This window comes from Streptomyces sp. NPDC012769 (assembly GCF_042901205.1).
GTDB lineage: Bacteria > Actinomycetota > Actinomycetes > Streptomycetales > Streptomycetaceae > Streptomyces.
Genome location: NZ_JBIBCP010000010.1, coordinates 32,904 through 45,450, shown reverse-complemented (window position 1 = coordinate 45,450; position 12,547 = coordinate 32,904). Strand labels below are relative to the sequence as shown.

12 protein-coding genes are annotated in these 12,547 nt (G+C 73.1%); 5 read left to right on the top strand and 7 right to left on the bottom strand.

The features are described from left to right. Positions 1–115 precede the first annotated feature (115 nt). On the top strand, positions 116–706 hold the full coding sequence (locus ACFY7C_RS35575) for a hypothetical protein (RefSeq protein ID WP_389659387.1): 591 nt from the start codon (positions 116–118) through the stop codon (positions 704–706). Here ACFY7C_RS35575 and ACFY7C_RS35570 read toward each other — a convergent pair. The 3 genes from ACFY7C_RS35570 to ACFY7C_RS35560 are packed head-to-tail and all read right to left on the bottom strand — an operon-like array spanning position 693 to position 3,046. Next, positions 693–1,475: an enoyl-CoA hydratase/isomerase family protein gene (locus ACFY7C_RS35570; protein WP_389659384.1), complete on the bottom strand. Its 783-nt coding sequence runs from the start codon at positions 1,473–1,475 to the stop codon at positions 693–695. The two genes, ACFY7C_RS35575 and ACFY7C_RS35570, sit on opposite strands and share 14 nt — an antisense overlap. Then, positions 1,472–1,897: a Zn-ribbon domain-containing OB-fold protein gene (locus ACFY7C_RS35565; protein WP_389659381.1), complete on the bottom strand. Its 426-nt coding sequence runs from the start codon at positions 1,895–1,897 to the stop codon at positions 1,472–1,474. The genes ACFY7C_RS35570 and ACFY7C_RS35565 overlap by 4 nt, the downstream gene beginning before the upstream one ends. Positions 1,898–1,903: 6 nt before the next feature. Further along, positions 1,904–3,046 carry a lipid-transfer protein gene (locus tag ACFY7C_RS35560; protein WP_389659378.1) on the bottom strand — a complete coding sequence of 381 codons (1,143 nt, stop codon included), beginning with the start codon at positions 3,044–3,046 and terminating at the stop codon, positions 1,904–1,906. A 123-nt stretch (positions 3,047–3,169) separates the two neighbouring features. Here ACFY7C_RS35560 and ACFY7C_RS35555 point away from each other — a divergent pair, with 123 nt between their 5' ends. Beyond that, positions 3,170–4,729, top strand: coding sequence for a FadD3 family acyl-CoA ligase (locus ACFY7C_RS35555; RefSeq protein WP_389659375.1), 1,560 nt, complete (start codon positions 3,170–3,172; stop codon positions 4,727–4,729). A 48-nt stretch (positions 4,730–4,777) separates the two neighbouring features. On the opposite strand, the gene ACFY7C_RS35550 is transcribed toward ACFY7C_RS35555, so the two are convergent. Then, a complete protein-coding gene (locus tag ACFY7C_RS35550; RefSeq protein ID WP_389659372.1) occupies positions 4,778–5,230 on the bottom strand; it encodes a hypothetical protein in 453 nt (150 codons plus the stop codon). Positions 5,231–5,609: 379 nt separating this feature from the next. Here ACFY7C_RS35550 and ACFY7C_RS35545 point away from each other — a divergent pair, with 379 nt between their 5' ends. Further along, on the top strand, positions 5,610–6,005 hold the full coding sequence (locus tag ACFY7C_RS35545; RefSeq protein WP_389659369.1) for a VOC family protein: 396 nt from the start codon (positions 5,610–5,612) through the stop codon (positions 6,003–6,005). Here ACFY7C_RS35545 and ACFY7C_RS35540 read toward each other — a convergent pair. The 3 genes from ACFY7C_RS35540 to ACFY7C_RS35530 form a co-directional block, all read right to left on the bottom strand. Continuing rightward, the gene (locus ACFY7C_RS35540) at positions 6,002–6,304 is read right to left on the bottom strand and encodes a hypothetical protein (RefSeq protein WP_389659366.1); all 303 of its coding nucleotides are present in this window, start codon (positions 6,302–6,304) and stop codon (positions 6,002–6,004) included. The two genes, ACFY7C_RS35545 and ACFY7C_RS35540, sit on opposite strands and share 4 nt — an antisense overlap. A 245-nt stretch (positions 6,305–6,549) precedes the next feature. Next, entirely contained in the window at positions 6,550–6,777 is a 228-nt protein-coding gene (locus ACFY7C_RS35535) for a hypothetical protein (protein ID WP_389659363.1), read from the bottom strand. A gap of 225 nt (positions 6,778–7,002) precedes the next feature. Beyond that, complete coding sequence (locus ACFY7C_RS35530) at positions 7,003–10,125, bottom strand: BTAD domain-containing putative transcriptional regulator (RefSeq protein ID WP_389659360.1); 3,123 nt, start codon at positions 10,123–10,125, stop codon at positions 7,003–7,005. A 168-nt stretch (positions 10,126–10,293) separates the two neighbouring features. Between ACFY7C_RS35530 and ACFY7C_RS35525 the strand changes: the two genes are divergently transcribed. Beyond that, a complete protein-coding gene (locus tag ACFY7C_RS35525) occupies positions 10,294–11,511 on the top strand; it encodes an amidohydrolase family protein (RefSeq protein ID WP_389659357.1) in 1,218 nt (405 codons plus the stop codon). A gap of 115 nt (positions 11,512–11,626) precedes the next feature. Beyond that, positions 11,627–12,544: a TIGR03619 family F420-dependent LLM class oxidoreductase gene (locus ACFY7C_RS35520; protein ID WP_389659617.1), complete on the top strand. Its 918-nt coding sequence runs from the start codon at positions 11,627–11,629 to the stop codon at positions 12,542–12,544. The last annotated feature ends 3 nt before the right edge of the window (positions 12,545–12,547 follow it).

Genomic DNA, 12,547 nt, shown 5'->3' with positions numbered 1-12,547 from the left:
TTAGGGTCCGGCTCTCGGTCTCGACGCTACGCCGGGTCCGGGGCCCTCGCCACGCGGCGGTGCGGCGGCGCTATGGTGACGCGAACACGGCGAAACGACAGGGAGGGCGGGGTTCATGGTCCGCACCAGGCTGAAGCTCGCGGCGACGCTCACGGTGGTGGTCCTCGCCCTGACCGGCTTCCAGACGAGCTCGGGCGGCAAGGGCGGTGGCAGCAAGTCGGGCAAGAGCAAGAGCAGCCGCGGTGGCGGCTGCTCCAGCTCCGAGAAGAAGAACGACGACTACGACTACGAGGGTGCGGGGACCGCGTCCGGCGGCTCCGGCAACGGTTCCACGTACACGCCGTCGCCCACCTCGTCCCCGACCTCGGACGTCGAGGTCTTCGTCGTCGACTGCGTCGAGCCCGCCCAGAAGAAGCGCAAGGGCAAGCCGGCCCGCAAGGCCGACACCACCGCCACGCTGAAGCTCACCTCGCGGAGCGCGTACCCGAAGACCTACAAGGTGGTGCTGGAGTTCAAGGGGACGGGCGGCTCGGCGGTGGACCGGGCCGAGACGGTGGTCTCCGTCGACGGCAACGCCTCGAAGACCTTCGACGTCCGGATGCGGAAGCCGAAGGCCGTCGGCCAGGTGAAGGACTGCTACGTGTACGACGTCCGCGAGCTCGCGCCGACCACTCCCGCCCCGTCGGCCACCGCTAGCGCGTCCTGAACCCCTTTTTCCTTCCTCTCCCGGAGAAAAGCTCGGCCTGCCGCTCCGGCGGCAGGTTCCCGAGCGCCACCAGGTGCGGCGCGTGGGCGAGGGCCTGGGCGCGGGCGGCCTCCTTGACCGACCACAGGGCCCGTACGGTCCCCTGCACGGCCTCCGTCGGGCAGGCGGCGATCTCGGCGGCCGCCTCCCGGGCCGCGGCCAGCGCCCCGCCGCGCGGGGTCAGCTCGCTGACCAGGCCCGTCTCGTACGCCCGCCGGGCCGAGATCCGCTCGGCGGCCCCCATCAGCGCCATCCGGGCGACCTCGCCGAACGGCATCCGCTGGGCCATGTGGACGGTCTCGAAGGCGCTGACCATGCCGTAGGTGGTGTGCGGGTCGAAGAACTCGGCCCCCTCGCCCGCGATCAGGAACTCGGCCTCGCCGAGGAGGTAGAAGGCACCGCCGCAGGCCATGCCCTCGACGGCCGCGATCACCGGTTTCCACAGGTCGTTGGCCTTGGGGCCGATCCGGAGCAGCGGATCGTCGATCGTGTACGGGGAGGAGGGCTGCGGCACCCGTCCGGCGTCCTCCCGGTCGATCCCGGTGCAGAAGGACCGCCCCCCGGCCCCGGTGACGACGATCGCCCGGACCTCGTCCTCGTGGCGGAAGCCCCGCCACACCTCGCCCAGCGCCCGGGCCATCTCCAGCGTGATCGCGTTGTGCTTCCCGGCCCGGTCGAGGGTGACGACGGCGACGCCGGTCTCCTTGTCCCGCTCCACCGCGATCGTCATCCGCGCTCCAGGAGCCAGCGGGGGACGGTGACGCCGTCGATCTCGGCGAAGGCGACCCGCACGGCGGCGCCGATGCGCAGCCGGGCCGGGTCGACGGAGTTCAGGGGGGCGTCGGGGGCGCTGACGACGTTGCCGGCGAGGCGGATGCGGGGGGCGTCGGCGAGTTCGACGAGGACCGCGTTGTAGGGGGCCTGGGCGGCGTAGTCGGGCAGCAGCGGGGGGTGCGGGACGACGAAGGACCAGATCCGGCCGCGGCCGGACATCAGGCGCCACTCGCTGTCGAAGGACTGGCAGTGGGGGCAGCAGGGGCGGGGCGGGAAGCGCAGGTGCCCGCAGTCCTCGCACGCCTGGACGCGCAGCTCGCCCCGGGCGGCGTACTCCCAGAAGGGCGCGCCGTCCTCGTCGACGACGGGGGTCAGCATGACGGATCAACTCCTCAGCAGGATCGCGGACGTGGGGACGCCTTCTCCGGCGGTGACGAGGCAGGTGGCGGCGTCGGGGACCTGGGCGGTGGAGACGCCGCGGAGCTGTTTGACGCCCTCGTTGATGAGGTTGAAGCCGTGGACGTAGGCCTCGCTCAGTCCGCCGCCGCCGGTGTTGAGGGGCAGCCGGCCGCCGATCTCCAGGGCGCCGCCCTCGGTGAAGGCCGCCCCTTCCCCCCGGCCGCAGAAGCCGTAGCCCTCCAGGGAGAGGGGGACGAGGGGGGTGAAGGCGTCGTAGATCTGGGCCACGTCGACGTCGGCGGGGCCGAAGTCGGCCTGCTTCCACAGGTGGCGGGCGGCGGTCCAGGCGGGGCCGGAGAGCGGGTCGTCGTTCCAGTAGTTGACCATGCCGTGGTGCTGGGCGGGCAGGCCCTGGGCGGCGGCGTGGACGTAGACGGGGCGGTGGCGGCAGTCGCGGGCCCGCTCGGCGGAGACGATCACGCAGGCCAGCGCACCGTCCGTCTCCAGGCAGTTGTCGAAGAGGCAGAGGGGTTCGCTGATCCAGCGCGAGGTCATGTACATCTCGCGGGTCAGCGGGCGTTCGTACATGATCGCGGCCGGGTTCTGGTTGGCCCGGTTGCGGCAGGCGAGGGCGACGTTGAAGAGGTGGTCGCGGGTGGCCCCGTACTCGTGCATGTAGCGGCGGGCGAGCATGCCGATCTCGTCGGCGGGCCGGACGAGTCCGAAGGGGCGGGTCCACTGGCCGGGGGTGGGCAGCTGGACGGCCGTGTTCTTCCAGGGGCGGGGGCCGGAGCCGCGCTTGCGGGAGCGCCAGGCGACGCCGACGCCTGCCTGCCCGGTGGCGACGGCGGCGGCGAGGTGTCCGACGGTGGCGCAGGAGCCGCCCCCGCCGTAGCCGACCTTGGAGAAGAAGGTGACGTCGCCGGCGCCGATGGCCTTGGCGACCTCGACCTCGTCGGTCTCCTCCATCGTGTACGAGGCGAAGGCGTCGACCTCGGAGGGCGCGATGCCGGCGTCGTCGAGGGCGGCGAGGATCGCCCGGCAGGCGAGGGTCTTCTCGCTCTCCGGGAGGTGCTTGGCGAAGGGTGTCTGGCCTATCCCGACGATGGCCGTGGCGTCCTTGAGCACGGCGACCTCCCCGATCGCTGGCTGGGGGCTGGCTGCTGACAGGGCGTCAGGCTACAGCTAATCTGACGGATAGTCAGCTAAGTCGTTCGCGCGGGCTAGGCCGTTCCGTACGGCTCGGGAGGGGTGGGCGCTGTGGAGTGGGGCTCGATACCGGAGTTGGTACGCTGGGCCGCGAAGCGGTACGGGGAGCGGGAGGCGGTCGTCGAGGGCCGCACCCGGATCTCGTACGCCGAACTCGGCGCCCGCGTCGAACGGGCGGCGGCCGCGTGCCTGGCCGGTGGCGTACGCGCCGGTGACCGGGTGGCGATCTGGGCGCCCAACACCCTCGACTGGATCGTCTCCGCGCTCGGCGCGGTCACGGCGGGCGCGGTCCTCGTTCCCCTGAACACCCGCTTCAAGGGCACGGAGGCGGCGGACGTCCTGGCCCGCTCCCGGGCCCGGCTGCTCTTCGTCACCGGCACCTTCCTGGGCACCTCGTACGTGGCGTCGCTGCGCCGCGCCGGTGTCGAACTCCCGGATCTGGAGCAGGTGGTGGTGTTCGGTGACACGGCGCCGGACGACGCGGGCTACACGACCTGGAAATCGTTCCTCTCGGAGGGGAACGAAGTCGGGGCGGAGGAGGTGCGGGCTCGCGCGGCCTGCGTCGCGCCGTCGGACCCCTCGGACATCATCTACACCTCGGGCACCACGGGCCGCCCCAAGGGCGCGGTGATCACCCATGAACAGACCCTGCGCTGCTACGCGGTGTGGAGCGAGCTCGCGGGTCTGCGCGAGGGCGACCGCTATCTGATCGTGAACCCCTTCTTCCACACCTTCGGCTACAAGGCCGGGATCATCGCCTGCCTGCAGCGCGGCGCGGTGATGGTCCCGCAGCCCGTCTTCAACGTGGACACCGTGCTCGCCAACATCGCCGCCGAACGGATCTCCGTCCTGCCCGGCCCGCCCACCCTGCACCAGTCGCTCCTCGACCACCCTTCCCGCGCCGCGCACGACCTCTCCACCCTCCGCCTCGTCGTCACCGGCGCCGCCGTCGTCCCGCTCCGGCTCGTCGAACGCCTGCGGTCGGAGCTACGCGTGGGCACGGTCCTCACGGCGTACGGCCTCTCCGAGGCGAGCGGCATCGTCACCATGTGCCGCCGGGGCGACCCGGCCGAGGTGATCGCGACGACGTCCGGGCGCGCGATCCCCGGCACGGAGGTCCGCCTGTCCGCCTCGGGCGAGATCCTGGTGCGGGGCTTTCACGTGATGCGCGGCTACTTCGAGGACGAGGCGGCGACGGCGGAGGCGATCGACGAGGACGGCTGGCTGCACACCGGCGACGTGGGGGTCCTGGACGAGGCGGGCAACCTGCGGATCACCGACCGGATCAAGGACATGTTCATCGTCGGCGGCTTCAACGCCTACCCCGCCGAGATCGAACAGCTCCTCGGCCTCCACCCCGACATCGCCGACGTCGCGGTCATCGGCATTCCGGACCCGAGGCTCGGCGAGGTCGGCAAGGCCTTCGCGGTCCGCCGCCCCGGGGCGGGCGTCACGGCGGACGACCTGATCGCCTGGTCGCGCCGCGAGATGGCCAACTACAAGGTCCCGCGCGAGGTCGAGTTCGTGACGGAGCTGCCGCGGAACGCGAGCGGGAAGGTGCTGAAGGGGGCGTTGCGGGGCCGCCAGCGGAGGGTTCACTGAGGAGGTCGGGCGCCGGTGGGCTCCGGCGTCGGTCGGTCGACCATCCGGTCAGGTGCCGGTGGGCTCCGGCGCCGGCCGGTCGACCATCCTCGCCCAGTGCCAGCAGCCGAGCACCAGCGCTGCCGTCAGCCACACCACGCCCAGCCAGGGGTAGGCGGCCTCGCCGGCGCAGTCCGCCAGGTCCGCCTCGCCGGCCGCGTGCAGGCGGTGGCACAGGCGCGGCGTCCCGACGGCCGTCTGCACCGGCCACGCCAGCACCATCGTGGTGACCAGGCCGCCGACGGCCCCGAACCCGGCCGCAGCGACGGCCCGTTGCCCCCGGTCGTCACGCCCGTGGCGTGTCGGCCGGTAGAAGACGGCGATCTGGAGCGCCAGCGTCACTCCGAGCGCGAAGCTGAGCCAGTCGTACCGCCCTTCGCCCAGCGACAACGTGATCACCGCGGCGAGCGAGGCCGACCACAGCGCGGCTTGGTCGACGACCCCCCTGGTCCCCTGGTCCATGCCCCGAGGCCAGAAGCGGCGCGCCGCCGACGACCGGGAAGCGGGCGGACGTCCCCCGATGGTGTGGCAGGGGCGCACGCCCCCCTCCTGCGGGGGCGCCCGGCACGCAAAGGGCCCGGACCGGTGTTCCCGGCCCGGGCCCTCCCCCCTGCGCGCGCGTGGCGTGCCTCGCCCCGCACGGCCTGCGGTCCCCACCGCCCGCCGTGCCGGACGTGATCGATCATCACCCACATCGAACGCGGGTGCGAGGCTGGCTGGCCGAATCCGTCAGGTCGCCCTGGCGCGATCCGAACGTGCCGGAACCTTGATCATCACCGTCGTACGTGATCACCTGAGGCGGACCGAAACGCATCCCCCGACCCCGGAAAGGCGTTGCCCCATGCGCGTCAAAGCCTTCGACCACCTCGTGCTCAACGTGACCGACGTCGACCGGGCCCTGGAGTTCTACACCGGCCCCCTCGGCCTCGCCCCCGAGCGGGTGGAGGAGTGGCGCGCCGGCAAGGTGCCCTTCCCCTCCGTCCGCATCGACGACAGCACGGTCATCGACCTCTTCTCCCGCCCCCGCGGCGAGTCCAACGTGGACCACATCTGCCTGGTCGTGGACCCCCTGGACTGGCAGGAGGTCATCGACTCCGGCACCTTCGACGTCCTCGAGGGCCCCGTCCCCCGCTGGGGCGCCCGCGGCTCGGCCCAGTCCGTCTACGTCAAGGACCCGGACGGCAACACGGTCGAACTGCGCTGGTACCCGGAGGACGTCGAGAACGTCGAGGACTAGGACCCGGCCGTGGGGCGGCGACGGGCGCGCATCAGGCGAACGCCCTTCACCGCGTGGACGGCGGTCACGAGGGCGAAGCCGGCGGGGACGATCCAGAAGAAGGATTCCGCCACGAACAGGCTCAGCAGCACGCCACCGAACAACAGCATCGAACCGACGGCCTCCAGCAGGTCGAATCGCGCCTTCGACCGCAGGGCGGGGTCGGGCCCGCGCATCCGGCGGGCGAGGGGGACGAGGGCGAGGGCCTGCAGGACGATCAGGCCGAGGGCGACCCACACGAACCAATCGGGTATGTCCACGGCCGCACTGTAGCGTCCGCCGGGGACACGGGAGCGACGTTTCAGGGGCGCGGGAACAGGCCGGAGGGGCCGGGCGGCTCAGCCCGGCCCCTCCTCTGCGGGCCTGTGCGGCACGCGTGGGCCCTGCCCCAGGGGCTCCCCCCGGATCCCTCGGGCGTCCCCCGAGCCCCGCGTTCCGTACGGCCCCGCCCGGCCCCGGCGACTCCCCCGATGGCGTCGCCGGAACCGTCCCCGTGTGGTGCGGTCTACTTGGCCGGCTCGGTGGTGACGTGGATGTTGCCGAGCGGGGCGGCCGTCCCGCTGTCGGCGGTCGGCTCACCGGTGACGTGGATGTTCTTGATGCCGATCTTCTCGGCGATCGCGTCGGTGACCGGCTCGTCGGTGACGTGGATGTTCTTCGCCTCGACGTCGGCCAGCGCCGGCTCGCCCGTGACGTGGATGTTCGTCGGCTTGATGGTCGACTCGTCGCTCATCGCAATCTCCCGTTGTGACGCTGTCAGATAGGTCGCGAGGCCCGCCCGGCTGTTCCCCCGTGGACGGCCGGACGGGCCCCCCTGTGCAGGGCCGTTCACCCTAGTGCGTCGGAGCGACGGCCTCACCGGCGACCCGTCTGCCCCCCGACGCGACGGATCGATGAGATGAGCATGGCGGGCGGCGATAAACGAATGATGAACGCCCAAGTCCGGGCGGTCGGACCGTCAGGCGGCGGCGATCGGCCGCAGCAGCGCGCGGACCTCACCGGCTTCGGGGGACCCCAGTCCGTCGTAGATCTCCAGGGCCTCCCGCCAGCAGACCTGGGCGCGGCCCACCTGGCCTATGCCGGTCAGAGCGCGGCCCAGCACCGTCAGTACGTTGCCCCGCCGCCACTCGCCGCCGATGTCCCGCAGCACCGTGAGCGCCATCTCGGCACTGGCCGCCGCCTGGGCGTACCGGCGTGCGGCGACGTCCACCTCCGCGATGCGGAACAACGTCATCCCCTCCCAGAGACGCTGCCGGCTGTCGCGGAAGACGTCGAGCGCTTCGGTCAGGCTCGCGGAGGCCTCCGTGAGCTGACCGCTCTGGGTGAGGGCGACTCCCATCGCGTAACGGCCGTTGGCGCCCTTGAGGGCGTGTCCCATGCGGTCGTACATGTCCGCGCCCCGGCGCGCGAGGGAGACGGCGCTGGCGGTCCGTCCGGTGAGGAGGTGGATACGGGAGAGGTTGCACAACGCGCTGGCCTCACCGGGACCGTCCTGGCAGTCCCGGAAGGCCTCGATGGCCTCGTTGAGGAAGTCCTCGCCCTCCTCGTACCGATTGCGGTAGACCGCCATCACGCCGAGCGTGTTGGCGGCCCAGCAGTGCGGAAGCCGGTCGTCGACACCGTTCGCCAGGCGCATGGCCTCCCTGGCCTCCCCGTCGGCCTGGTCGAACCGGCCCGAGACGTGGTGCACGTACGCCAGCGTGATGGACGCCCGGCACTCCGCCCGCACGTCCCCCGCGCCCCGCGCCGCCTCCCGGAGGCCCGCGGCCACCGCCTCGTACTCCTTGGAGTTGGCGCCGGACTCCGCGAGGTCGAGGGCCGCCCACAACAGGTCCACCGCGCGGCGCAGGGTGTCCGGGGTCGTGGCGGACTGGCGGACGCAGGCGAGGAGGCAGTTGGCCTCCGCGTAGAGCCAGTCCTGGGCCGTGTGGCGGTCGGTGAAGGTGAGGCCCTCGTAGTGGGTGGGCTCCAGGTGGTCGACCAGGCGGTCGCCGGGGCGCTCGATGGCGTAGACGCGGCTCGCCGTCGACAGGTAGAAGTCGAGGAGGCGGGAGAGCGCCCGCTCCCGTTCGACCGGCGGCTGCTCGTCCCGCTCCGCGCACGCACGCGCGTAGAGGCGGACCAGGTCGTGGTAGCGGTAGCGGCCCGGGGCCGCGGATTCGACCAGCGAGGTGTCGACCAGCGCCTCCAGCAGGTCCTCCGTCTCCCACTCCGGGAGGTCCAGGACCGCGGCCGCCGCGGCCAGGGAGATGTCCGGGCCGTCGGCGAGGCCGAGCAGGCGGAAGGCGCGGGCCTGGGCCGGTTCCAGCTGGCCGTAGCCGAGTTCGAAGGTCGCCTTGACCGCGAGGTCGCCCGCCTGGAGCTCGTCGAGGCGGCGGCGTTCGTCGGCCAGCTTGGCCGCCAGGACGGAGACCGTCCAGGTGCGGCGGGCCGCCAGCCGGGACGCGGCGATCCGGATGGCGAGCGGCAGGAACCCGCACGCGGCGACCACGTCGAGCGCGGCCTCCCGCTCCGCCCGCACCCGCTCCTCGCCGACGATCCGGGTGAACAGCTGGAGCGCCTCCTCGGGGGACATGACGTCCAGGTCCACGAGGTGCGCCCCGGCCAGGTCGACCATGCGGATACGGCTGGTCACCAGCGCCGCGCAGCCCGCCGTGCCCGGCAGCAGCGGGCGGATCTGGGCGGCGTCACGCGCGTTGTCGAGCAGCACCAGGACCCGGCGGCCGTCGAGCGTGGAGCGGTAGAGCGCGGCCCGCTCGTCGAGCGAGTCCGGCATCGCCGAATCGGGTGTGCCGAGCGCCCTGAGGAAGGCGCCCAGCACCGTCTCCGGCGCCGCCGCCCGGGAACCCGCGCCCTGGAGGTCGACGTACAGCTGGCCGTCGGGGAAGTGCGGGCGGGCCTCGTGGGCGACGTGCACGGCCAGGGTGGTCTTGCCGACGCCGCCGATGCCGGCGAGGGCCGAGACCGCCATCACGGAACCCTCCGCGGTGGCGAGCCGGTCGCCCAGCTCCCGTACGAAGGCACTGCGGCCCGTGAAGTCAGGCACCGTCGCCGGCAGCTGGGCGGGCCGGGCCACCGGCGCGGCGGCCGGGGCCTGCTCCTCGACCGGGCGGGCGAGCTCGGCGTCGGCCTGGAGGATGCGCTGCTGGAGCCGGGAGAGTTCGGGCGTCGGGTCGACGCCGAGCTCGTCGGCGAGCAGGCGGCGGGTGTCGGCGTAGACGGCGAGCGCCTCCGCCTGCCGGCCACTGCGGTACAGGGCCAGCATGAGGAGTTCCCGGAGCCGCTCGCGCAGGGGATGCGCCGCCGTCAGCGCGGTCAGCTCGGAGACGGCCTCGGCGTGGGCGCCGACCTCCAGGTCCAGGTCGAGCCGGGTCTCCAGGAGCTGGAGCCGCCACTCCTCCAGTCGGGTGCGCTGGTTCTCGGCGTACGGTCCCGGCACGGAGGCCAGGGCCTCGCCGTCCCACAGGGCGAGGGCCTCGTTCAGACGGTCGCGGGCGTCGCCGCGCCGGCCGGCGGCGCGCAGCTTCTCGGCCTCGGCGGCGAGCTCGTGGGCGGTGGTGAGGTCGAGGGCGAGGCCGGCGCGGCTGGTGCGCAGGGCGTAGCCGCCGGAGTCGCTGACCAGGACGCCGGCGTCGAGGACCTTGCGCAGCCGGGAGGCGTACGTGCGGACGGCGGCGAGGGCCTGGGAGGGCGGTTCCTCGCCCCAGATGGCGTCGATGAGTTCGGCGGCGGTGGCGGTCCGGCCGTCGCGCAGCAGCAGCGCGGCGAGCAGGGCGCGCTGCTGGGGCGATCCGGTGGGCAGCGCCTGGTCGCCCCGGGCGGCGCGGACGGGGCCGAGCACGCGGAACCGCAGGTCGGGGCCGGCGGCCGAGTCGGAGCCGGTGTCAGAGCCGGAGGCGGTGGAGGCGGCTGTGACGGCGCCGGCCCCCGGCCTCGCGGCGCCGCCCCTGGAGGCGCCCCGCATGGGTGTGCCGGAGCGCGGGTCGTCGGCCGGCCCGGTGACGTTCCCGGTGCCGGTTCCGTCGGAACCCGTCGCCGGAGTCCGCTGCTCCGGAACTCGCGGCCCGTTCTCACGGTCCATTAGCTCCCCCTGCCCGTACCGCTGGTTTCGCCCAAGACAGTCTGCCTTGTCCGGAGGGCGCGCGTCAGCATCGGGTCGGCCGTTCCCAGGCTGTGACAGAGGGCCGCGTCAAGGGCCCGCGGGCGCAGTTTACTGACGGATCGTCAGATCAGCGCTACCGTGAACGGCATGGAGAGCTTCCCGAAGATCATCTCGGTGGACGACCACACCGTGGAGCCCCCGCACGTCTGGCAGGACCGGCTCCCGTCCCGCTACCGCGACACCGGACCCCGGATCGTCCGCGCGCCACTGAAGGAAATGACCTTTCTGGGCGGAAAGTTCGCGCCCGTGATGGGGGCCAAGGGGGACGAAGGCCCCATCGGCGACTGGTGGGTCTACGAGGACCTGCACCGGCCCCTCACCCGGCTCGACACCGCCGTCGGCTACGACCGCGACGAGATCCGCCTGGAGGTCATCACCTACGAGCAGATGCGGCCCGGCTCCTACTCGGTGCCCGAGCGGCTCGCCGACATGGACGTCAACCACGTCCAGTCGGCCCTCTGCTTCCCCACCTTCCCCCGGTTCTGTGGACAGACCTTCACCGAAGCCGCCGATCGTGAACTCGGCCTCCTCGGCGTCCGCGCCTACAACGACTGGATGGTCGAGGAGTGGTGCGGCCCCGAGGCGCACGGCCGGCTCATACCCCTCACCCTGATCCCGCTCTGGGACCCCGAGCTCGCCGCCGCCGAGGTCCGCCGCAACGCGGCCCGGGGCGTGCGGGCCGTCGCCTTCTCCGAGATCCCGCCGCACCTCGGGCTCCCCTCCGTCCACACCGACCACTGGGACCCGTTCCTGCGCGCCTGCGACGAGACCGGCACCGTGATCGCCATGCACATCGGCTCCTCCAGTCGCATGCCGTCCACCTCCGCCGACGCCCCGCCCGCCGTCGGCTCCACCATCACCTTCGCCAACTGCTGCTTCTCGATGGTCGACTGGCTGATGAGCGGTAAGTTCGAGCGCTTCCCGGGTCTGCGGATCATGTACGCCGAGGGGCAGATCGGCTGGATCCCGTACATCCTGGAACGCGCCGACGTCGTCTGGGAGGAGAACCGCGGCTGGGGCGGCGTGGCCGAAAAGGTGCTGCGTCCGCCGTCCGAGCTCTTCGCCGAGCACGTCCACGGCTGCTTCTTCGACGACGCCTTCGGGCTGCGCAACCTCGACGCGATCGGGGTGGGCAACGTGCTGTACGAGACGGACTACCCGCACTCGGACTCCACCTGGCCCAAGTCCCGCGAGGTCGGCGAGGCTCAGATGGGCCACCTCGCCCCGGACGTCGTCGAGCGGATCGTGCGCGGCAACGCGATCGACCTGCTGGGCCTCACCCCGGACGGCCTCTGGCGGCCGTGAGGGCGGCCGGTGCGCCACGGCCCGGCCGGCCTCGCACCCCTTGTCTGATGGAGCGGCAGCCGCCAGCATGGCCCCCACATCACAACTGACGCTCCGTCAGATCGAGGGAGTCCCCATGGTGGTCTACGGCATCCAGCTGCCCGTCCAGTCCCAGAGCACCCTCTACGCCGAGCCCTGGGAGGCCGCCGCCGGGCCCGCCGAGCTGCTCGCCGTGGCCCGCGCCGCCGACGTCCACGGCTTCGACTACGTCGCCTGCTGCGACCACGTCGCCATCCCGCGCCGGCTGGCCGGGGCGATGAGCACCGTCTGGTACGACCCGGTGGCCACCCTCTCCTTCCTGGCCGCCGCGACCGAACGGGTCCGGCTGCTCTCCCATGTCGCCGTCGTCGGCCTCCGCCACCCGCTGGTCACGGCCAAGGCGTACGCGACGCTCGACCACCTCTGCGGCGGCCGGCTCGTGCTCGGGGTGGGGGCGGGGCACGTCCAGGAGGAGTTCGAGGCGGTCGGCGCCGACTTCGCCGGGCGCGGCGCCGTGCTCGACGAGACGATCGACGCGCTGCGGGCCGCGCTCGGGACCGAGGAGTACCCGGAGCACAGCGGCGAGCGCTTCTCCTTCCGGGACCTCGGGCAGCGGCCGCGGCCCGCGCAGGACCGCGTCCCGGTCTGGGTGGGCGGCTCGTCCCCGGCCGCCGTGCGCCGGGCCGCGCTCAAGGGCGACGGCTGGCTGCCGCAGGGCGATCCGCGCGGGCGGCTCGCCGAGCAGATCGCGAGGCTGCGGCGGCTGCGCGAGGAGGCCGGGATCGAGCAGCCGATCACCGTCGGCGCGATCACCGAGGCGCTGTACGTCGGCGAGCCGGGCTGGGACGTCGGGCGGCGCACGCTCGCCGGCAAGCCCGAGGCCCTCGCGAGCTCCCTGCGCGCCTACGGGGAGATGGGCGTGCACCAGATCCAGGTGCGGTTCCGCTCCCGGAGCCGCGCCGAACTCACCGACCAGATGGCCGCCTTCGCGGCCGAGGTCGCACCCCACCTCTAGAGG